Origin of the sequence: Yersinia thracica (assembly GCF_902170565.1) — a bacterium.
Taxonomy (GTDB): Bacteria; Pseudomonadota; Gammaproteobacteria; order Enterobacterales; family Enterobacteriaceae; genus Yersinia; species Yersinia thracica.
Map to the genome: position 1 here is coordinate 301,982 of NZ_CABHXX010000095.1, position 20,272 is coordinate 322,253.

Sequence of the window (20,272 nt, forward strand, 5' to 3'; positions counted from 1 at the left end):
GTTACTCCTGTAAACGTTCTGGTTCACGTATTAGTTGTTGGATTAGTTTGCGGCTGAACCAATCAGCGGGTAACGCTCTTCAATAATACCGCCACCGAGGCAAACTTCGCCTTGATAGAAAACAGCCGATTGACCGGGTGTTACTGCCGCCACGGGTTCATCAAACCGAACCTCAACACGCTCGTCATCCAAAGGTGTCACGGTGCAAGGAATGTCCTGTTGGCGATAACGGGTTTTCACCACACAGCGGAAAGCGGCGGTGACCGGCTCTCTATCTACCCAATGTAATTGTTGGGCAATCAGCCCGACAGACATTAAACGCGGATGTTCGTGCCCCTGCGCCACCAGCAAGATGTTATTGGCAACATCTTTATCCACAACATACCATGGGTCATCGCCACCTTCTTTGGTACCGCCAATGCCTAAACCTTTGCGTTGGCCCAGCGTGTGATACATCAAACCCTGATGTTCACCCACATGTTGGCCGTCTACGGTCATGATTGGGCCGGGTTGAGCGGGCAGATAGCGGCCGAGAAAATCACGGAATTTGCGCTCACCGATAAAGCAAATGCCGGTAGAGTCTTTTTTCTTGGCGGTGACCAGGTCAAGTTGTTCAGCAATGTGGCGAACTTCGGGTTTTTCTAATTCCCCAACCGGGAACAGGCTTTGAGCCAGCTGTTCGTGACTTAAGGTGTAGAGGAAATAGCTTTGGTCTTTATTGCCATCAAGGCCACGGAGCAAACGGCTTTTACCCTCAACATCCTGACGACGGACATAGTGACCGGTAGCAATATAGTCCGCGCCCAAGTCTTCGGCGGCGAATTCCAAGAATGCTTTAAATTTGATTTCTTTATTACACAGAATATCGGGGTTGGGGGTACGCCCGGCCTTGTATTCTTCAAGGAACAATTCGAACACATTATCCCAGTATTCTGCGGCAAAATTGACGGTGTGCAACTCCATGCCCAGTTTGTCACATACTGCTTGAGCATCGGCCAGATCGGTCGCTGCAGAGCAATATTCTTCGCCATCATCCTCTTCCCAGTTCTTCATGAACAAGCCGGCAACTTGGTAACCCTGTTGCTGAAGCAGGTAGGCGGAAACGGAAGAATCGACACCGCCGGACATACCGACGATTACTTTTTTCTGGCTGTTATCTGACATGGGAGTCTCACTAACGTAAATACCTAAAGCCCCTGCGATGGCGGTGGCGGATGATATTATCCGACTCATTTCTCAGCGCGGGTGAGGCATTATAAAAACAAGCGCCGGATTTTATCACGTTGTTTGCTTCACTGCATGGTTGTTTACTTCACAGCATAGTGGATCCTCAGCCTGAGCAAAATTAGCTGAATAAATCAAATCTGCTGTTTATAGCGGCCAGTTAAATGAGCCAACCAGATCAAGCGAATAGCGCTCGGGCTGTTGGTAACAGCGGATACTCTCAGCAACCAGCGGCGAGCGTAAATTATCTGATTGCAATATTTCATCTGCAGTGAGCCAGTGGCAGCAGTCGATATCGTCATCTTGAGGGGCGGTGGCGACGGGTTCTTCCAGCTCAATCACAAAAGCGAAGCGGAGAAACGGAGTTTTATCCGGCGCAATCCACTGATGCATACGCAGAAAAGATTGCGGGTTGGCTCGAATGCCGGTTTCTTCCCACAGTTCCCTTTCGGCGGCCTGCACCAGGGTTTCATCGGCTTCTAAATGACCCGCCGGTTGATTCCATAACTTTTTGCCGTTGATAGTCTCCTCAACAACTAAAAATTTCCCGTTAGCATGCACGACACAAGCCACAGTCACATGGGGCTTAAACATGGTTTATCTCCTTCCATTCGCCGGGCTGTAGGTTGCCCAAGCTTAAATTTCCCATACTAAAACGTATCAGACGCAGGGTAGGGAAGCCAATATGGGCGGTCATTCTGCGAACTTGTCGGTTGCGCCCTTCAAAAAGGGTTATTTTTAGCCAGCTTGTAGGAATGGTTTTGCGCTCCCTAATGGGCGGGTTACGCGGCCATAACCACTCTGGTTCGCTGACTAATTCGGCACCTGCGGGTAAAGTGGGGCCGTCTTTTAAGGTCATCCCGGCCCTTAACTGACTGAGCGCATCATCGCCCGGCACCCCTTCGACTTGTACAAAATAAACTTTACCGGTTTTCTGGGCGGGCTGCGTGAGCCTGGCTTGTAATTTGCCATCATTGGTTAAAACCAGCAAACCTTCGCTATCACGATCGAGTCGGCCCGCCGCATAAACATCACTAAAAGGGATAAATTCCTTCAAAGTTGAGCGCCCAGACTCATCAGTAAATTGCGGTAACACATCAAAAGGCTTGTTGAATAACAGTACGCGACGTGGGGCAATAGGCTTGATTTGTTTCTCCTGTGTCTTGGTGCTGAATCGGTTAACTTTGTGATTTTTAACAGAGAATTTATTCATGATTATTGCGATTCCGAATGATTAGCGCATTATACCTCAATCTGTTTCGGATTGGCGTGGAACGAATATTCAAGTAGTATTGACACGAATCTTACAAGGCATTAACAAAATTGCGCTGAAGGAGAGGTTGATGGAAAGCAAAGTAGTGGTTCCGGCAGAAGGTCATAAAATTACTGTCGATGCTCAGGGTAAACTGGTTGTTCCGCATAATCCGATCATTCCATTTATTGAAGGTGATGGCATTGGCGTCGATGTGACCCCAGCCATGATCAACGTGGTAGATGCTGCGGTTAAGAAAGCCTATAAAGGTGAGCGTAAAATCTCCTGGATGGAAATCTATACCGGTGAGAAATCAACACATGTTTATGGCAAAGATGTTTGGCTGCCAGAAGAAACATTGGATCTGATTCGTGAATATCGCGTTGCCATTAAAGGCCCATTAACCACGCCAGTGGGCGGCGGTATTCGTTCTCTGAACGTTGCTTTGCGCCAACAACTCGACTTGTATGTGTGTCTGCGCCCAGTGCGTTATTACGAGGGAACTCCAAGCCCGGTAAAACATCCTGAATTGACCAATATGGTGATTTTCCGTGAAAATGCGGAAGACATCTATGCGGGTATTGAATGGAAAGCGGGCTCACCAGAAGCTGAAAAAGTGATTAAGTTCCTGCGTGAAGAGATGGGTGTGAAGAAAATCCGTTTCCCTGAACAATGTGGTATTGGTGTGAAACCTTGTTCAGAAGAAGGGACTAAGCGCTTGGTTCGTGCTGCCATTGAGTACGCCATTACCAACGATCGTGAATCAGTTACTCTGGTTCATAAAGGCAACATTATGAAATTCACTGAAGGCGCATTTAAAGACTGGGGTTACCAGTTAGCGCGTGAGGAATTTGGTGGTGAGCTGATCGATGGCGGCCCATGGGTTAAAATCAAGAATCCAAACAACGGTAAAGACATCATTATTAAAGATGTTATTGCCGATGCATTCCTGCAACAAATTTTGCTGCGCCCAGCTGAATATGATGTCATCGCCTGTATGAACCTGAATGGCGATTACATTTCTGATGCCTTGGCTGCACAGGTCGGCGGTATCGGTATTGCCCCTGGCGCTAACATTGGTGATGAATGCGCATTGTTTGAAGCAACCCACGGCACGGCACCAAAGTATGCTGGTCAGGATAAGGTGAACCCAGGCTCTATCATTCTGTCTGCAGAAATGATGCTGCGTCACATGGGCTGGTTCGAAGCCGCTGATTTGATTATCAAAGGCACTCAAGGCGCGATTCAGGCCAAGACAGTGACTTATGATTTCGAGCGCTTGATGGACGGCGCTAAACTGTTGAAATGTAGTGAATTTGGCGACGCCATTATTCAACACATGTAATTCAGCAAGTTAAGCTATATCTCACGGGGGCGCCAGCTTCCGTGAGTTTTTGTTCCTCCTAAGTCACCTCACAAACTCTGCTGCAGTACATTCAGCTAATTCTGCAACTGTGTGGATAAATCAATGAATGAGCTGTGACCCGCCATAATAATATGAAGAAAATATTTGACTGGTCAGGTTAACTCTTTATCCTTTACGGCAAAGTTATTTAGCATATGTATTTCATTTAATCACCAGAACTTAAGAAATTATAAATATTTTTTTATTTTCTCTCTTAAAACAGAGGTTTATATTGTGACGAAGGATGTGGAAATCGTTAAAGCACGGCATCCGTTAGATAAGCAGCACATCAAACTGACTTATGTAACCCATTTTTACTGTAATCAGGGAAATATGGATTCCGTTGAGTCTTTGTTGAAGGAATATGAATCTTACCCTGACGATATTAAGGATGCGGTAGAGTTTGTCATTGTCGATGATTGCTCCCCCTTAGAGTATGAAGTAAAAGATTATGATTTAAATTTCACGTGGTTAAGAATAACTACTGATATCCAGTGGAACCAAGCGGGTTCGCGTAATTTGGGTGTAACTTACGCTAAATCCGATAAAATCATCATTACTGATTTAGACTGTTTGCTGCCAGAAGATACCCTGCGTTATTTGGTTAATGCGCGTAATCCTGGGCGCTCACTGTATCGCATCTACCGTACGGATGAAAAAACCGGCAAAGCCTACCGCGGCCATCCCAATTTGTTCTTCATGTCCAGAGCGCGATTCTTCAGACTTTATGGCTATGACGAAGAATTCGCCGGCCATTACGGTTCGGAAGATTACCGTTTTGTGAAGTTCCATAAAGACCATGGCACCACACCGCGCTATCTACCGAAGCAATATCGCTGTATTGAACGTAATGTTGATAGGAAGAAAAGCTACCATTCTCTGGATCGCGATTTGACGCACAATGCGCCTATTGATGATCGCAAGAAGAATGAAATTTCCCTATTTGGGGCGGAATATGGTCATAGCCGAATATTCCTTAACTTTAATTGGGAAATCAAAAAAGTGCATTCACGCCCACCAACAGTCCCCGAACGTAAGGGCTGGTGGCGGCCATTATGGTGGTTCCGTTACCTGTTCCGTTCACTCGCGGCATAACGGCATTTATCTAAAATATTTCTCATAACCAGTCAGTGTATACTGATTGGTTATGTCATAGATTGGGGCTGCGATACTGGGTACCAGTGCGCCACGCGGCTTCTCTTGGTTATTAATCTGAAGTGAGTGACTTATGATTTCTCCTGCTACCTTGCCCAGTTCACCACCAGCGCATCGCTATGTTGGTATTTTGTCTTGTGTAACTGCATTTTTGTTAGGTATTGGTTTACCCACTTCTAATTTTATAATGAACTTGTCGATGGTATTGGCTTTAATCTGTTTACTGCTGAGCCGCGATACACGTTATGTGAAAGTTTTAGTAAAAAACCCGCTGATTTGGTTACCTGCAATCATGTTTTTGCTGCTGGCACTATCTTTGCTTTGGCAGCACAATCTGTATGGCAAAGTGATGGTCGGCAAGTATTCCAAGCTGTTGTATATCTTGCCATTGGCGATGTTTTTCATTCTTTCTCGCTCACTTGCTCGCTATTTCGCCAAAGGTTTTTTACTGGCCAATGCCGTGATCCTGGCCGCCAGTCTCTGGGTCGGTGTTCTTCATATGCCGTTGGGCCATATTGACCCCTTAAATCCGACGGTATTTAAGTTACAAATCACACATAACTTCTTTATGGCCTTAGCGGCGGTGATATGGCTTTCTTTAGCATTCCGCAGCCATGGGCTTAAACGCTGGGGCTATGCGCTACTGGTGTGTCTGGCGGTCTATAACATTGTGTTTATGGTGCAGGGCAGAACTGGCTATGTTGCATTGGTGGCTGCTTTTGGGGTGTGGGGGCTGCTGTCATTATCACCCCGTCAGCGTTTGGGGATGCTGGTGGGAGCATTTATCGTCGCAGTTATCGTGCTGGTGGTGCCAAACCGTGCAGTTGAACGGCTACATCAAGGTGTCACTGAAGTTCAAACCTGCTTGTCGGCCGCCCACCAGGAGGATAAAGAATCTTGCGACAGTTCGATGGGGATGCGCACGTCATTTATGCTTGAATCTGTCAGGCTGATAGAGTCAGCGCCTATTTTAGGGCATGGCGCTGGGGGCTTTTGGTTCAGTCTTTCACAAAGCGAATATAGCATAAACCCGCACAATGAATATTTAATGCAAACTGTGCAATCCGGAATAGTCGGTTTAGCCTTATTCCTCGGGTGGATGTGGTGTTATTTCCGTTCTGCCTGGCGTTTACCAACACACATTAGAAATGTGTTGGTAGCATTGCTCTGTGCTTATTTGGCTTGTCACCTGTTTAATTCCTTCTTACTCGACTCTTCAGAAGGGCACTTATTTATCATTCTTACGGCGATTGTGGCCAGTTATTCAGCACTGCCGCCTAAAGAACGCGAAGAAATAGAGCAAACAGAATAAAACTCGGAATAAAGAGTGTGTAAATCTAGAGAGCAGGTACCCACAGTGGCACCTGTTTTTTTATCCGTTTAGTTTGATACTTCCGGTGGTGAGCTAAAGTTTAAGTTGTTGTATCCCTCTTGAAAACCAAACAACTCAAATAACTCATAAGCCGTTGAATACATATGATAGGGCGAAAAAAACAACCAGGCAAAAAGTGATAATAAAATCATAATGCCAACCAGTAGGATTTTATCAAGCAGCACTTTTCCTCCTTATATTATTTGAGCCAATAAACTTGTCACATTGACTCATTATGTCAACTGCGCACTGTCGCATAACGATAACGTAAAACCATATTAAAGCATGGGCAGGGTTAACGAATATTAAGTGATCTTCGTCACGTAATTGAGTCGTTAACGTTAATATTGGCGCTCAACATCACGAAATGCATGAGATTTATATCAATATAGAGGATGAAAAAGAGCCGAAACCAAAACGACTTTTCAGTTATGTCCATCACAGAACTGCATTAGCATCAAGTGGATGATGGATTATATTGCCGCTTTGATTCGTTGATGATAACTATCTTACTGTTATTGATTAACCGGAGCGGTGGTATTGACTGGCGCTATCAATAAAAAGCCCTCATGAGTGAGGGCTAGAGGCTAACAGTTGGCTTTATCATCAGCTTCATCAATCAGGCCGTTGGCTATCTTGCTCGCATCAAGATAACGGGAAGAACTTAAAATCCCATTAAGTGTTTCTCGCACACTGAACAAAAATTGATCATTGTCTGATTCGTTAGCACATTCAACCATTAATGCGATAAGCAAAGCTTCATGGGCGATCAAATGATCTTCACCAGGTAAGTTTGCATCAGTGCCACCTTGCTGGGCGCGGACAGATGTTTGATTAAGTGATGACATAAAACTCCTTGTTTAATAATTGAATAACCACCCACCCACTATAGCGGGGTTTCTGTTTATTGCTATGACAGATGAATGTTCTGCCATAGCATCCATAACAGATAATGTGCTGGTGGTACTCAATTACTCAATTTATTCACGCTATTTCAACAGGATATTATGGATAAAGCCCCTTATTTTACTGGGCGATAGATACGGACGGCCGCAGTGAGGCGCAGGGTGCGGTGGGCTAACTCTTCTGCCGCACTGGCATACTGTTCCACCATGGCGGAATTTTGATGTGTCATTTGGTCTAATTGACCAATCGACTGGCTAATTTGGCCAAGAGCTTGTGTCTGCTCATAGGTTGAGGTACTGATTTCACGGATTAAAGTGGAAACCTGACCGGCTTGTTGAACAATATTATCCATGGTAGCACCGGCATTTTGGACTAATTTACTCCCATCGCGAACCCGCTCCACACTCGTTTCAATGAGGTGCTTAATTTCTTTTGCCGCAGTGGAGGAACGTTGAGCCAAATGGCGAACTTCACTGGCAACCACGGCGAAGCCACGGCCTTGTTCACCGGCCCTTGCAGCTTCAACCGCCGCATTAAGTGCTAAAATATTGGTTTGGAAAGCAATGCCCTCAATCACACTGATAATATCGACAATACGATGACTGGAATCATTTATCGTGCCCATGGTATTAATCACCTGATGCATTAACTCACTACCGCGTTCCGCCGCATGGCTGCTCATCGCGGCTAATGATGTCGTCTCATTGGCGCTATTGGCGCTGTTTTGGACGGTTGCGACGAGTTGTTCAGTCGCACTGACAATATGTTGTAGATTGGCGGTAGCTTGTTCGGTCCGAACTTTTAACTCACGATTCCCTGCCGCAATGTCACTGCTGGCCGTATTAATACCATCGACCTGGCCACTGACGTCATCTGTCAGAGAGCGGAGGTTTAATCCCAACTGATTGACGCTACGCATTAAATAGCCGATTTCATCAACACGATTCAGTTGCACATAATCACCGGCTTGCCCGGAGGAGACATCTTGTGCTTGCTGCAAAATCGCGGCAATTGGGCGGGCGACCTGGCGCTCCAACCAAAATGAGGTAATTAAGCTACTGAAAAGAGTAGCTATTCCCAGCCCCAGTAAGGGCAAACCGGTCACTCCAATCCCCATCGCCGCCAAAGTCGGTAGCAGCGCGGCAGTCAATAATGCACCGCGCAAACGCCAACGTAAGGACAGAGTTTGAAATAATGAAAGGAAAGATAATACGCCAGTGCGGACAATCAGCCCGCGATACAATGCAATGCGGCGTTGCTTAGCTTTACCAGAGTTAAAATCGGCATACAATGCTTCAGCTTGTTTAATTTCTTCGCGGGTTGGCGCAATTCGCACTGAAATATAGCCGGTCAAACGGTCTTTATGGAGCAGCGGGGTAGCATTGGCGCGTACCCAATAATAGTCACCATTTTCACGACGATTTTTGACCAATGATGACCAGGATAAACCCGCATTCAAAGTCCGCCACATATCAGCAAAGGCCGCGGGGGGCATATCCGGGTGCCGCACCATATTGTGAGGTTGACCCAGCAAGTTCTGATATTCAAAGCCACTGGCACGCACAAAGGCAGCATTGGCATAGGTGATATTACCGTGAATATCAGTGGTAGACTGCAAGGTGGTATCGCGATCAATAGGATACTCCTGCCGGTTGACAGGTTTGTTCACTCGCATAATAACCTCAGTAAATGGGGGATTTCATTTATAACAATGGAATACAATAATTACTGAGAGTCATCGGCAGTCGTAGAGAAAACTTTATGCCTTTATTAATATAAAATATCAATGCCCTATAAAGGTGCTTTTTATTAGTCTTATTGCGCTTATTTAGTGCATTTTACTATTTATAAAAATATGAATTTTGCTTAATTCATTATTTAATCTTAATCTTAATTTGGTTTTTAAAATAACCATGTTGTAAATATATATGATATAAAACAGTTGTTTATGTTATTTTTGATTGAGTTTTTTAATGTTTAATTGGTGAGTTTTTTAAATGAGTGTTTGTTTGCTTTTCTATTTGTCTGTAATTGAGATTAAATATGCATGGTTTTTACTTAAAAGTTACATAATGTGATGTTTGTTGGGGGTTTGCTTTGCAATATTTGTTAATGATGAATATCACAATAATCATTTGTTACAGTTGCCCGACATATCAATCTTAATAATATTAATTAGGCATAAAAGTCCCCGCAGATGCAGGGATAGAAAAGTTAAAGAGCGATAATGACGGCTGAATCAAAGTAAATGCTCCTAAATTCGAGAACAAGAAGCAGAGATAACTTGCCATTAAGCGCTGTTTATATATACAGTATTTGGTAATGAAAACAGACAGCAAAACACCCATCTGTTTTTTAATTGGATGATTGGTGTGTAAGAAAAGAACGTTATTGAGATAAAAAATACAGGGAAACGGCGAAGAGTGATGGAGGACTTAGTCGGGGGAAGTCGATAATTTTTAATTATAATTAATAACTAAATAATTGCTTTATCATATATGTATCGCTCATTAATTCCTCTATTGTGAATCCCTTAATATCGTCTATCGCGAGTAAATTGTTTATCTAATCAGAGGCGCAGCATCATAAAGCGCCAGTCCGTAGCTATCGGCCAATCCATAGCTATTGATATTGTATCTATAACAAGGATTAAAAATGAAATTAGAAACATTATCTATTCATGCCGGTTATTCACCAGACCCCACCACCAGAGCGGTTGCTGTTCCCATTTATCAGACTTCTTCTTTTGCTTTTGATGATACCCAGCATGGTGCTGATTTATTTGATTTAAAAGTCGCAGGCAATATTTACTCACGGATCATGAACCCCACCAATGATGTGTTGGAACAACGAGTTGCAGCGCTGGAAGGGGGGATTGCTGCCCTGGCAGTTGCATCCGGTATGGCCGCAATCACTTATGCTATCCAGACCCTTGCTGAAGCCGGGGATAATATAGTGTCAGTAGCGAAGTTGTATGGCGGGACTTACAACCTGCTGGCCCATACTTTGCCGCGTTATGGGATTGAGACTCGATTTGCCGATCATGATGATATTGAAGCATTAGAAGCATTGATTGATGACCGGACAAAAGCAGTTTTTTGTGAATCAATTGGTAATCCAGCGGGCAATATTGTTGATTTGAAAAAATTGGCTGATGCCGCCCACCGGCATGGGGTGCCACTGATTGTCGATAATACGGTCGCGACACCTATTCTCTGTCGGCCATTTGAGCATGGCGCGGATATTGTGGTGCATTCATTGACCAAATATATCGGCGGCCACGGCTCCAGCATTGGTGGCATTGTGGTGGATTCCGGCAAGTTCCCGTGGACACAATATCCGAAACGCTTTGCTCAATTGAATACGCCCGATCCTTCTTATCACGGCGTGACTTATACCGAGCAATTTGGTGCGGCTGCATATATTGGCCGTTGCCGAGTTGTACCGCTGAGAAATACTGGCGCGGCACTGTCGCCATTCAATGCATTCCTGATTTTACAAGGGCTAGAAACGCTGGCTTTGCGTATGGAACGTCATACTGAAAATGCGTTGAAAGTTGCTCATTATTTGCAGAATCACCCACAAGTTAGTTGGGTTAAATATGCCGGTTTACCTGACCATCCTGAGCATGAGTTAGCCCAGCGCTATTTTGGTGGTAAACCTGCCGCTATATTGTCATTCGGTGTTCATGGCGGGCAGGCGGCGGGTGGGCGATTTATCGATGCGCTAAATTTGATCGTGCGGTTGGTTAATATTGGTGATGCCAAATCATTGGCGTGCCATCCTGCCTCCACCACTCATCGTCAGCTCAATGATGAAGAGCTTATCAAGGCGGGTGTGCCACGAGATATGGTGAGATTGTCGATAGGCATTGAGCACATTGATGACATCCTCAATGACCTTGCCCAAGCATTGGATGCGGCTAAATCATAAGACAGACGCAGAATGTGACCGGTAGCCCGAGGGGCACCGATCAAAGTCATAGCGGAAACAATTATGGTGAAAATTAAAGCGCCGCCAGTGTTGCAGCAATCACTTTGGCATAGGGGGTTGTTGGGCGGCCAATAAGTTTGCTCAAGGTATGGCTATCATCAAAAAGCCCACCTTTAGCCGCACCCGCATCAGAATCTGCCAGCAGGCTGGCAAAACCGTCAGGCAAACCGGCTCCAATTAGCGCTTGCTTGAAGTCAGTTTCAGAGAGGTTTTTGTATACGACTGGCTTGCCTGATTGGCGGGCAATTTCTGCGGTGAATTCGGCCAATGTATAGCTTTCATCACCCGCTAATTCGTAAACTTTACCGGCTTGATTTTCTTGGGTCAGCGCCACTGCGGCGGCCTCGGCATAGTCTTCACGCGCGGCAGAGGCGATACGGCCATCAGCAACCGCGCCGATGAATGCACCATGGGCTAGCGCCGGTGCAATACTTGCCGCGTAGTTTTCGGTATACCAGCCGTTTCGCAATAGCACCACCGGCAGTCCTGAATCGCGTAGAAGTTTTTCTGTGGCGCGGTGTTCATCACCTAATCCCAGAGTGCTTTTATCGGCATGCAGCAAACTGGTATACGCCAACAATTTGACGCCTGCTTTTTTGGCGGCATTGATTACCGCAGTATGTTGGGCAATACGTTGTCCCACTTCACTCGATGAGATTAACAACAGTTTATTAACCCCTTGGAAAGCGGCCTCTAATGTCGCGGGCTGGCTATAATCAGCTTTACGTACCTGAACGCCTAATGCTGCTAAATCATTGGCTTTCTCAGGGCTGCGTACGGCAGCAATAATTTCACTGGCTGGGACTTTTTTAAGTAATGCGGTGATAACAAGGCGGCCTAGTTGGCCGGTAGCTCCGGTTACTGCAATCATTATGATGCTCCAAATGTGATGTTATGCCTTTCGTACTTGAAATAGCTGGGGTTAGCTAGATTCTCGCACCCGAATCACTGACCTGAGTCAGAGCTGCGCGGTTTACTTGCTACCTATCTACTTACCTACAACACCAATGACTTTGGGAATGACTTTGGGCAAGTAGTCAGGTGATAAGCTGTTTTAAGGAACAAAAGATAATATTCGCTAAAAAACTGCTCTTGAGATCATCATATGCAATATACTAACTTTAAGTAAGTACGCACAAAAAGGTTAGTATGAAAATAATGGAATCGCAAAATTTTCCTGACGCTATCTCATTTCCGGAACAAGTTCGACGGGGCGAGTTGCTCAATGTAGATTGCCCATCAAGAGAGGTGCTCAAACGAATCACTAGTCGCTGGGGGGTTTTGGTACTCATTGCCTTGAGCAATGAAACCCTGCGTTTTAGTGCTCTGAGAAGAAAAATTGGCGGTGTCAGTGAAAAAATGCTGGCGCAAACATTGCAGAACCTCGAAGAGGACGGGTTTGTTGATCGCATCGCGTACCCGGTTGTGCCACCGCATGTGGAATATAAGCTAACCCCATTGGGCAAAGAAGTTCAGGAGCAGGTCGAGGGGCTGGCTCTCTGGCTTGAGGAGAATTTTCACCGCATTATGGCGAAACGACAGCAGCAGGCTGCATCATAATCTGCTGGCATTTAACAGCAGCCATAGCATTGGCCCTGGCTGCTATTATTTGATATCAATCCATTACAGCGTTTTTAATGCTTCAACTGACTCGATAGCCATAGAGGGGACAAACTCAGTCACACTATAATTAGCCACCGCAGTAAACGGATCTTCTGACAATATTTTATCCAGTTTTTCACGGTCGATACTTTTCACCAAAATAATACCGCCAGTACGCGGGACTTTACGGCCAGAGGCAATAAAAATCCCCTGCGCATAATACTTCTTCAACCAATCTTTATGGCTTTCAGTCAGTGCTTCGACCACGTCGATAGGTTGATGATAAGTTAGGCTGACAATAAACATGTGGATCTCCTCCAGGGGCGCTATCTATCAAAGATAAATGTCCATTCAATATAGCGTCTTGGCGCATGGCTGGCATGACTAAAATGATAAATTGACTAAGTCAGTTCTTTAATAGCTAAATTTTGCATATTGAAAGTAATAAGGATTATTTCATTTATTGTGTAGTTCGGCGTTTACTCTTAATTCATTAGTTTGACTCAGTTTGCTCGATAACGTGGAGATGACAATGGCTAAGATTACTGCATGGTTTACTGGATTACCTTGGTGGCAGCCAGCCTCTTTACCTGAGAGTGATGCTACTTTCTCTCAGGCCGATGGGGCGCATTTACTGGAAACAATAAATGCGATTGGCGGGATTTATGGCATTGAATTTATTCACCATTAAATGCAATTTCTATTATTCCCATACCCGGTAATCTCTTAACTTGCTGAATGATTATTGAGTGATGCCCGCTTAAACCAGGATTGCACCCAGCCGGGTTTGGAGAACATAACCAAATTACCCAATAGGATAAGTAGTAAACCGACAATAGCATTCAGGTGCCAATAATAGCCTTCATAAAAGGTTGATAGGGTCAGCGCCACCAGAGGGAATAACAATGTGCTGTAAGCGGCGCCACTAGCCCCAATACGGCCAATCAAGCTGAAATAGGCTGCGAAGGCGATGACCGAGCCGAAAACAGCCAAATAGAGCAGTGAACCAAGGTAACTTGGGGTCAGTTCAATAGTGAAAGAGTGATGCTGAATTAGACTGAAAAGTCCCATCAATACAGCACCATAAGTCATGGCATAAGCATTGGTTGATAGAATATCCAGGCCTTTACGCTGGTGGCGGCTGCTTATCATATTGCCCAGTGAAAAGCCGTAAGTCCCCAGCAAGCTCAGGCCAATTCCTTTCAATAATTCCGGTGCTATTTGAGCCGCGGTGAGATCTTGCCAGAATAGGGCAACAATACCTATCATCCCCAAAATACTGGCGGGGAGCAGGTTAGGGCTGAGGCGCTGGCGGAAGAATATCATGCCATTAATCGCATTAAACAGCACCGCCATGGAGAAAATAACGGATTCCAAACCGCTGCTAATATAAGCCGCCGCATGATAAAAACAGTAGAAGTTAAAAGCAAAAACACAAAATCCTTGGGCGACACAAAATAAATGGTCGCGTAGTGCGAGATGGCGCAAGCGGCGAATGAGCAGTAAAAAAATCATCATGATACCGGCTGCCAATGTAAACCGATAAAATATAGAGACCGTAATAGCCACATTCCCTTGTTGTTGCAGAGTAATTGCAATCCAGGTCGTTCCCCAAATCAATACAACTAATAAATAAAGTAGCGCGTTCATTGCTATTTCTCATCACGTCTAAAACATCAGTATCTACCCAGCCGATAAATACGGCTTTCAGTGGATTGCGGTGAGTTGCAGAATCTTGCGCATTTTTGAGATAAATAACTGGAAAATATGGTTTGCGGCGCAGCTTGTCATTAAACTGACTCCATCAGCTTTACCACAGGAAGTTAGTCCGATGTTGGAACGCTACCAAGCCTTTGAAACCCTTAGAGAACATAAAGCTCGCCTGCATGATTGTGTACAACTTGGCTCGGGTATTCAATTGGCGGCCTGGTCTAATAGCGATGACTGTATTACACAAGAAAGCCCGGATCATCACACCCTGAGTTTGTATGTTGCAGATGGCTATGAGTGTTATCACAAAACGCGATCAGGGTGGAAAAATGGTGGCGGGCCGGATCGTTTTTGTATTATGCCCAAAGGCAGTTTATCGAGCTGGGACGTGCGGGATGATTTGTCATTCGTGCATTTGTATTGCACTGATAAACATTTACGCCAATTAGCAGAACAAATTTGGGAACGTAGCCCCCAATCCATTCAAGTTGATGAGCGCATTTTCGCCGAAGATCCACAAATAACTCTGTTATATCGCCAGTTTTTACTGAATTGTGATTGGCAAGAACAAGCAAATCATCTGGCGCTCAGCAGTGCCGCGACTTTACTGATGACTCATCTACTCAAAAATTATACTCAGTTGCAGTGGGCAATACCCGCCATTCGTGGTGGTTTAGCCCCGGTAATATTAAAGCGAGTAAAGGAATATATCGGCGATCACCTTGCGCTGCCGCTGTTATTATCAGATCTTGCTGAACAGGCGGGGCTGAGTGAGTTCCATTTCGCACGGATGTTCAAACAAAGCACTGGGCTGGCGCCTCACCAGTTTGTGTTGAAGGTTCGTTTATCCCGCGCAGAACAATTATTAAAACACAGCATGATGCCGCTTATTCACATTGCTTTGGAGTGTGGTTTTAGCTCAGCCAGCCACTTTAGCAACTGTTTTAAAGCCGCTTATGGGGTAACACCCTCGCTAATGCGACAACGCCAATTATAGCGAGTGTGTATCTCTGAGTGATATTACAGCGGGCAACTTAAATCACCTTCAGGGCAGTTTAGGAATGATTTCAATTGTGCGGTGCGTTCTTCGGTTTTATGGGTCAAGCAAGCAGAAATAATCATCGGATGTACTGACCCCCCCTCGGTGGCTGATGACTGGAAAGTACAGTCTGCATCACGGTATTTTATCCAGGTCAGTTGCGCACTTTTTAATAATGGCCTTTGGCTGACAGATGTTTTGGCAAGCACATCTTTGTAAGTGCGATTAAGCTCGGCATCGGCTTTTTTATAATCTGAAGTCGCACATTGATTCATATCTTTCTGAGTTATCGCGTTTTGACAATTAAGAGCTAAAGTTTGACCGAGTGGTAATAGCAACAACGATACCAACATAATCTTCTTCTTTAGCATGATGACTCCAAAATAATAATAACCAAAAGTAACAGACAGCCCCTCCTGATTAAGGCGGGGCTTTGAATGATATGACATTTATTTCTTGGCCGCTGCCATTATATCTGTTTTTACAGCGGACACTTTTTTATCAGGCCACTTTTTACAGATATCAATGACTTTCGGGGTGTATACAGTATCGACTTCCTGAAAATCTACATTGTCCCCTTTTTTATACTGTGTATCTTCATTCAGTATCCAGAAAGCCACCGGAGTCATGCTCTTTGGATTAAGATCAAGAAACTCTTTGCAGGTCATCTCTGTTGGGGTCGTGGAGGAGGCAAATACTGGGGTCATGGTGGTCAGTAGCAGTGTTGCAATGGTTATGTTTGGTAATAATTTATAGGACATGATTATTTCCTTATTAGTCTATTATTCTCAATAGAATGTTATTAGGACAGAAAGATAATATTTTTCATCATCTAGCATGGTCTATAAATTTATATCTTGCCAGATTTATGACTAATTTAATAACTTGATTTAAATTTAATGTTATTATTAACCATCATGATATTCTTGTTATGTGACTGATTTTTATAATAAGGGGTGGTTTGTTTTGTTGTTATTCCTCTAGTATTACTCTGTTGTGTATGGCGAAGTTATTAGTGAACTCATTATAATAAATTATTGCATTGTTATATACGGGCTAATAACAAGCAGGTAAATCTAATATATTACATATTCCAGAAAATGGCGAAGCTCAAGTTAAGCTGGATTATTTGTTATTTAATCGCCGTGAAGCCAGTGAATGGTGTTATCAACGTAAAGATGGTGGCCTGTGGTGATTCAATCCAATTAAGGAAGAGCATGTGAAAAAACTGTCTTCTCTGCAATGCGGACATATTAGGGTCATTATTCCTTCACCAATACGGTATGACGCTCAAGATTCTTCGTCTTACCGTATTCATCATTTCAATATTGCTTCCTAATTGCTTCCTAACACTCACTGAATTGATCACCGAACATGGACAGCACGGAGCCTCTTAAAAGCCACTTGAAGTTCAAATCGCGGAATAGTACTGCACACATATTTAACATGTGTATGTTGTCTTTGCACCGCTGTGGTATGCCCAACTTTTCGATATCGGCGGTGTTGCTTATGAGAGAATTAAGGCGCATCTGCCAGCGTTACCATTGCTGCAAAAACAGTTGCAACCACTGCTGGGGTCAATGATTCGGTAGCTTTTGTGCCAACATTTTCTACAGTCTCACGCGCCACGTCCACCAATACACGACCGGGCGAGCGAAGCACTACCTGACGAAGCCCATTGGTGCTATCGCGTGCTACGAGGCCAATTTTTTCGAGAACGATCAATTGACGCACTACAGCTGATTGAGGTTTACCCATCTGATCCACGAGTACTGAAATATTGACCCGGTCACCGTCCGATCGCGCGATAACATTCAGTAGCGCAAAGTCACTGAAGCTGATGCCATGATATGTACCCAACTCATCGTCAAGCTTAAGTTGCAGAGTGGCGTAGGCACGATATAACGCCATACAAAAATCGAGATTTGTGTTCATCAAGATTTGTTCCTAGGTTCGTCGTAGCTGAGTTCATCGGGACAGAGGATTTCCTGGCGCCACAGGTTAACTAACATTGCCAATTCCTGCGCGGCATCGAACGCGGGATCTTCACTGGCTTTAACCCTATCTAGCACCTCAAAGAGAAAGTTACTCTCACCATGCTCGACCCAATCCTGTGCAAGTTTCAGGTTGCGATGCTGTCCATATCGCAGTTCAAAACGATGCCGATTAAGTGCGCCTTGAACGTTAGCACTGCCTGCAACTAATGCTCTCCCCGTAATCTTGTTACGGATCGCATACACCCCTGCTCGGGTTTTCGTCTCCAGATACTGCCGTTTCAGCACTTGTTTGTTTGTCATCATCCATCCTTTTCGTTCCAAATAAATCATGGCGCAGTTGTCAGCGGCATGCTCTTTTACGAATAATACCCGGATAATATTATGTGTCAATAATACCCGGGTAAATATATTTATCGCTATACCGCATGAAAATTTGGAGTCTGATGGCTAATGGGATAGACAGACTCTGAAGAGGGCCTCTCATAATCTGAAAATAAAACCCGTTAAGCCGGCGGTTATGGTCTGAATTTACTGTTGTTTTGCGTCACCAGTAGTTGCAAGTTTTGCGGATGTCGTCAAAAAGGTGACTAATCAGAATGAAACAGCCCTCGTAATATTTACTACTAATTTTTATCCGGGTATATTAAAGGGCCATTGATATACCATTGAGGCTGAATGCATGTCTGAATACCTGTCGAAACCTTCGACAGCCTTTGGTGACCAACAGCTGTTGCTGTCAGGTTCGCTTGTCGAGGTTGCGCTGGCCATTAAAAATGAGATCGAAAATGGATCAACGAAAACGTTCCTTGTTTTTGATGACGTGACAGGTAGTGTGATCGACTTGGACCTGCGTGGCTCTGATGCTGACATCGTAGAGAGATTTTCCCATCCTCCTCAGCAAGTTACGGGGCATTATGCCGCCCGCCAGAACAAGCCGCAAGAATCTATGCAGGTCGATACTTTGGAAACGAAAGGACGAGGACGGCCAAAATTAGGTGTCATTGCTCGCGAGATAACCTTGCTGCCTAGACAATGGGACTGGCTAGCCACTAGGCCTGGCAGTGCATCAGCTGTAATCAGACGTTTGGTAGAAGAAGCCATGTACTCGGAGGGGTCACGTGAACAAAGACGAGCAGCTCATGAGGCTGCTTATCAATTCATGCAGGCAATAGCAGGAGACTTGCCTGGCTATGAAGAGGGAATACGCGCGCTCTTCGCAGACGATCGTACCAAACTTGAACAATGTATTGCCGCATGGCCTGTAGATATTAAGGCTCATACTCTTCGCCTGGCTTTTGGTTCATCAGAACAACCTACTACGAAAACTACTCGGTAACCCAACGATAAGACGTGGTGTAATCGACATTCACGCCGCGTTCAGCCAGCACTTCCTGAAATTCACAATAGCTGATGCCATATTTACAATGCCAGCGAACAGCCCAAAGGATGATCTCGCCCTGAAAATGCCGACTATGGAAGGGATTCATATGCGGCCCATGCACTAAAAATGAAGTTTGAGTTTACCATCTTCGGTATTTGCAACACCGCCAAAATATACGCCTTAATTATTTGTAACCAGCCTGTTTAAACGAGGTTTAGGTTTATTTTGATACCTTGATACGAGGATGATTTCTAAGTTATTACTGGTAACATTCAGCATTTTTATTAGGTTTATTTCAGAAGGTGTTTCATGAGCAGAAAAAGAATTGAGTAGAATGGGGAATTACAAACGAAGGCATTCCGTATCAGTGATATTGCTAGCAACCATGGAAAATAATTAGAGTATTAGCTGACTTTAGTTTAATGCAACAGAACCGAAATAAGGACATATGAAGAATCCTACAGGAAATAAGATCGGCCACCACCACGACCTTCATAATATAAAAAGCGGGCGTGTAGAGAAAAGTAGAACCATAAAAACTAAATCAGATAGCGCTATATTTTATCATTATACAAATAGGCATGGTTACACCAGTATCCTTAGTGACATGGCTATACGCAGCTCCGATAAAGATGAAAGAGGGATCGTCCATAGAGGATGGTCGCGTATTTACTTAACGGACATTAAACCTGACATTGTCTTTAGGAATCCACGCGAAAATGCGATAGCTATTTTTGGGAATACCCCATATCAATCTGCGGTAAATAAAATGAGTCATTATATTTCTGTTCAGGATGGTAGCACAGGATACGAGATTATTAGAGCGACTAGACATGTGTATTACATTCAAAATTTGGTTTTTCTTAGCCGAAGGTTTTGGGGGCGGCATGGGTGTGTTGCTGAATTTAATCTCGGGCAGTAAGTATCCCCCGGCAAAGCCAGGGGGCTTTAGGGGGCTCTGTCGCATTATCCTAGGCAAGTCAGCAAAAGTTGCGTTGCCGTTTTTTTAGGCAGCCAATAATAATATGGGAGTATTAGAAATTATGTGTCATTCCGCTAAAGTATTTAAAAAGAGGAATGACATATGACTCAATCTTTCGATTTTGAAAAAGCGCTAAAAGCCTTGCAATCAGGTCAAGCCTTGACCGGCAAAGATGGTATTTTAACTCCGTTAATCAAACAATTAACTGAAGCTGCATTGACGGCGGAGCTGGACTCCCATCTGGCAAATGATAT

At 44.5% G+C, this 20,272-nt stretch carries 21 protein-coding genes and 2 pseudogenes; 9 read left to right on the plus strand and 14 right to left on the minus strand.

Annotation, left to right across the window (positions count from 1 at the left end):
- Positions 1–42 precede the first annotated feature (42 nt).
- From mnmA to rluE, 3 genes are all read right to left on the minus strand, one after another.
- On the minus strand, positions 43–1,164 hold the full coding sequence (gene mnmA / locus FTA91_RS14295) for a tRNA 2-thiouridine(34) synthase MnmA (protein WP_145536219.1): 1,122 nt from the start codon (positions 1,162–1,164) through the stop codon (positions 43–45).
- Positions 1,165–1,371: 207 nt separating this feature from the next.
- Positions 1,372–1,818, minus strand: a complete 447-nt coding sequence (locus FTA91_RS14300; protein WP_145536220.1) for an NUDIX hydrolase — start codon at positions 1,816–1,818, stop codon at positions 1,372–1,374.
- Positions 1,811–2,437, minus strand: coding sequence for a 23S rRNA pseudouridine(2457) synthase RluE (gene rluE / locus FTA91_RS14305; protein ID WP_145536221.1), 627 nt, complete (start codon positions 2,435–2,437; stop codon positions 1,811–1,813). The genes FTA91_RS14300 and rluE overlap by 8 nt, the downstream gene beginning before the upstream one ends.
- A gap of 130 nt (positions 2,438–2,567) precedes the next feature.
- Here rluE and icd point away from each other — a divergent pair, with 130 nt between their 5' ends.
- From icd to FTA91_RS14320, 3 genes are all read left to right on the plus strand, one after another.
- A complete protein-coding gene (gene icd / locus FTA91_RS14310; protein WP_145536222.1) occupies positions 2,568–3,821 on the plus strand; it encodes an NADP-dependent isocitrate dehydrogenase in 1,254 nt (417 codons plus the stop codon).
- Between the two features lie 294 nt (positions 3,822–4,115).
- Positions 4,116–4,976 (plus strand): glycosyltransferase family A protein, encoded by an 861-nt coding sequence (locus FTA91_RS14315; protein ID WP_050116388.1) that lies wholly within the window; start codon positions 4,116–4,118, stop codon positions 4,974–4,976.
- A gap of 151 nt (positions 4,977–5,127) precedes the next feature.
- On the plus strand, positions 5,128–6,348 hold the full coding sequence (locus FTA91_RS14320) for an O-antigen ligase family protein (RefSeq protein ID WP_145536230.1): 1,221 nt from the start codon (positions 5,128–5,130) through the stop codon (positions 6,346–6,348).
- Positions 6,349–6,416: 68 nt separating this feature from the next.
- Here FTA91_RS14320 and FTA91_RS20120 read toward each other — a convergent pair whose 3' ends face one another.
- From FTA91_RS20120 to FTA91_RS14330, 3 genes are all read right to left on the minus strand, one after another.
- Positions 6,417–6,593 carry a hypothetical protein gene (locus FTA91_RS20120; protein ID WP_174635085.1) on the minus strand — a complete coding sequence of 59 codons (177 nt, stop codon included), beginning with the start codon at positions 6,591–6,593 and terminating at the stop codon, positions 6,417–6,419.
- 402 nt (positions 6,594–6,995) lie between these two features.
- A complete protein-coding gene (locus FTA91_RS14325) occupies positions 6,996–7,256 on the minus strand; it encodes a hypothetical protein (RefSeq protein WP_004389815.1) in 261 nt (86 codons plus the stop codon).
- 173 nt (positions 7,257–7,429) lie between these two features.
- Positions 7,430–8,989 (minus strand): methyl-accepting chemotaxis protein, encoded by a 1,560-nt coding sequence (locus FTA91_RS14330; RefSeq protein WP_050116390.1) that lies wholly within the window; start codon positions 8,987–8,989, stop codon positions 7,430–7,432.
- A 980-nt stretch (positions 8,990–9,969) separates the two neighbouring features.
- Between FTA91_RS14330 and FTA91_RS14335 the strand changes: the two genes are divergently transcribed.
- The gene (locus tag FTA91_RS14335; protein ID WP_049562818.1) at positions 9,970–11,247 is read left to right on the plus strand and encodes a bifunctional O-acetylhomoserine aminocarboxypropyltransferase/cysteine synthase; all 1,278 of its coding nucleotides are present in this window, start codon (positions 9,970–9,972) and stop codon (positions 11,245–11,247) included.
- A 73-nt stretch (positions 11,248–11,320) separates the two neighbouring features.
- Here the strand turns inward: FTA91_RS14335 and FTA91_RS14340 are convergent, their stop codons facing one another.
- On the minus strand, positions 11,321–12,178 hold the full coding sequence (locus FTA91_RS14340; protein WP_145534412.1) for an SDR family oxidoreductase: 858 nt from the start codon (positions 12,176–12,178) through the stop codon (positions 11,321–11,323).
- A gap of 278 nt (positions 12,179–12,456) precedes the next feature.
- Here FTA91_RS14340 and FTA91_RS14345 point away from each other — a divergent pair, with 278 nt between their 5' ends.
- The gene (locus FTA91_RS14345) at positions 12,457–12,867 is read left to right on the plus strand and encodes a winged helix-turn-helix transcriptional regulator (RefSeq protein ID WP_145534409.1); all 411 of its coding nucleotides are present in this window, start codon (positions 12,457–12,459) and stop codon (positions 12,865–12,867) included.
- Between the two features lie 63 nt (positions 12,868–12,930).
- Here FTA91_RS14345 and FTA91_RS14350 read toward each other — a convergent pair whose 3' ends face one another.
- Complete coding sequence (locus FTA91_RS14350; protein WP_050116394.1) at positions 12,931–13,215, minus strand: YciI family protein; 285 nt, start codon at positions 13,213–13,215, stop codon at positions 12,931–12,933.
- A 226-nt stretch (positions 13,216–13,441) separates the two neighbouring features.
- Here FTA91_RS14350 and FTA91_RS20125 point away from each other — a divergent pair, with 226 nt between their 5' ends.
- Positions 13,442–13,600, plus strand: coding sequence for a hypothetical protein (locus tag FTA91_RS20125; RefSeq protein ID WP_174635084.1), 159 nt, complete (start codon positions 13,442–13,444; stop codon positions 13,598–13,600).
- A gap of 35 nt (positions 13,601–13,635) precedes the next feature.
- Here the strand turns inward: FTA91_RS20125 and FTA91_RS14355 are convergent, their stop codons facing one another.
- Positions 13,636–14,559, minus strand: a complete 924-nt coding sequence (locus FTA91_RS14355) for a DMT family transporter (protein ID WP_050116395.1) — start codon at positions 14,557–14,559, stop codon at positions 13,636–13,638.
- A 181-nt stretch (positions 14,560–14,740) separates the two neighbouring features.
- Between FTA91_RS14355 and FTA91_RS14360 the strand changes: the two genes are divergently transcribed.
- A complete protein-coding gene (locus FTA91_RS14360) occupies positions 14,741–15,616 on the plus strand; it encodes a helix-turn-helix domain-containing protein (RefSeq protein ID WP_050116396.1) in 876 nt (291 codons plus the stop codon).
- A gap of 23 nt (positions 15,617–15,639) precedes the next feature.
- On the opposite strand, the gene FTA91_RS14365 is transcribed toward FTA91_RS14360, so the two are convergent.
- From FTA91_RS14365 to FTA91_RS14380, 4 genes are all read right to left on the minus strand, one after another.
- Positions 15,640–16,029 (minus strand): lysozyme inhibitor LprI family protein, encoded by a 390-nt coding sequence (locus FTA91_RS14365; RefSeq protein ID WP_050116403.1) that lies wholly within the window; start codon positions 16,027–16,029, stop codon positions 15,640–15,642.
- A 78-nt stretch (positions 16,030–16,107) separates the two neighbouring features.
- Entirely contained in the window at positions 16,108–16,419 is a 312-nt protein-coding gene (gene hdeB, locus FTA91_RS14370; RefSeq protein ID WP_050116397.1) for an acid-activated periplasmic chaperone HdeB, read from the minus strand.
- A gap of 757 nt (positions 16,420–17,176) precedes the next feature.
- Entirely contained in the window at positions 17,177–17,593 is a 417-nt protein-coding gene (locus FTA91_RS14375; protein ID WP_050116398.1) for a MarR family winged helix-turn-helix transcriptional regulator, read from the minus strand.
- Complete coding sequence (locus FTA91_RS14380; RefSeq protein ID WP_050116399.1) at positions 17,593–17,955, minus strand: GIY-YIG nuclease family protein; 363 nt, start codon at positions 17,953–17,955, stop codon at positions 17,593–17,595. The genes FTA91_RS14375 and FTA91_RS14380 overlap by 1 nt, the downstream gene beginning before the upstream one ends.
- 379 nt (positions 17,956–18,334) lie before the next feature.
- Here FTA91_RS14380 and FTA91_RS14385 point away from each other — a divergent pair, with 379 nt between their 5' ends.
- Positions 18,335–18,991, plus strand: coding sequence for a DUF2239 family protein (locus tag FTA91_RS14385; protein ID WP_050116404.1), 657 nt, complete (start codon positions 18,335–18,337; stop codon positions 18,989–18,991).
- Here the strand turns inward: FTA91_RS14385 and FTA91_RS14390 are convergent.
- Positions 18,990–19,142 (minus strand): annotated as a pseudogene (locus FTA91_RS14390) (IS6 family transposase); the annotation flags it as partial. The gene FTA91_RS14385 and the pseudogene FTA91_RS14390 overlap by 2 nt on opposite strands.
- 978 nt (positions 19,143–20,120) lie before the next feature.
- On the opposite strand from FTA91_RS14390, the pseudogene FTA91_RS14395 reads away from it, so the two are divergent.
- A pseudogene (locus FTA91_RS14395) lies at positions 20,121–20,272 on the plus strand (IS256 family transposase); the annotation flags it as partial.

Excerpts from the sequence above, each read along its gene's own strand:
- FTA91_RS20125 (WP_174635084.1), top strand. The coding sequence starts at position 13,442 with ATGGCTAAGATTACTGCATGGTTTACTGGATTACCTTGGTGGCAGCCA.
- mnmA (WP_145536219.1), bottom strand. The coding sequence starts at position 1,164 with ATGTCAGATAACAGCCAGAAAAAAGTAATCGTCGGTATGTCCGGCGGT.
- FTA91_RS14355 (WP_050116395.1), bottom strand. The coding sequence starts at position 14,559 with ATGAACGCGCTACTTTATTTATTAGTTGTATTGATTTGGGGAACGACC.
- FTA91_RS14335 (WP_049562818.1), top strand. The coding sequence starts at position 9,970 with ATGAAATTAGAAACATTATCTATTCATGCCGGTTATTCACCAGACCCC.
- FTA91_RS14365 (WP_050116403.1), bottom strand. The coding sequence starts at position 16,029 with ATGCTAAAGAAGAAGATTATGTTGGTATCGTTGTTGCTATTACCACTC.
- FTA91_RS14360 (WP_050116396.1), top strand. The coding sequence starts at position 14,741 with ATGTTGGAACGCTACCAAGCCTTTGAAACCCTTAGAGAACATAAAGCT.
- FTA91_RS14385 (WP_050116404.1), top strand. The coding sequence starts at position 18,335 with ATGTCTGAATACCTGTCGAAACCTTCGACAGCCTTTGGTGACCAACAG.
- FTA91_RS14325 (WP_004389815.1), bottom strand. The coding sequence starts at position 7,256 with ATGTCATCACTTAATCAAACATCTGTCCGCGCCCAGCAAGGTGGCACT.
- FTA91_RS14380 (WP_050116399.1), bottom strand. The coding sequence starts at position 17,955 with ATGACAAACAAACAAGTGCTGAAACGGCAGTATCTGGAGACGAAAACC.
- FTA91_RS14300 (WP_145536220.1), bottom strand. The coding sequence starts at position 1,818 with ATGTTTAAGCCCCATGTGACTGTGGCTTGTGTCGTGCATGCTAACGGG.
- icd (WP_145536222.1), top strand. The coding sequence starts at position 2,568 with ATGGAAAGCAAAGTAGTGGTTCCGGCAGAAGGTCATAAAATTACTGTC.
- rluE (WP_145536221.1), bottom strand. The coding sequence starts at position 2,437 with ATGAATAAATTCTCTGTTAAAAATCACAAAGTTAACCGATTCAGCACC.
- FTA91_RS14375 (WP_050116398.1), bottom strand. The coding sequence starts at position 17,593 with ATGAACACAAATCTCGATTTTTGTATGGCGTTATATCGTGCCTACGCC.
- FTA91_RS14350 (WP_050116394.1), bottom strand. The coding sequence starts at position 13,215 with ATGTTTATTGTCAGCCTAACTTATCATCAACCTATCGACGTGGTCGAA.
- FTA91_RS14345 (WP_145534409.1), top strand. The coding sequence starts at position 12,457 with ATGAAAATAATGGAATCGCAAAATTTTCCTGACGCTATCTCATTTCCG.
- FTA91_RS14330 (WP_050116390.1), bottom strand. The coding sequence starts at position 8,989 with ATGCGAGTGAACAAACCTGTCAACCGGCAGGAGTATCCTATTGATCGC.
- hdeB (WP_050116397.1), bottom strand. The coding sequence starts at position 16,419 with ATGTCCTATAAATTATTACCAAACATAACCATTGCAACACTGCTACTG.
- FTA91_RS14340 (WP_145534412.1), bottom strand. The coding sequence starts at position 12,178 with ATGATTGCAGTAACCGGAGCTACCGGCCAACTAGGCCGCCTTGTTATC.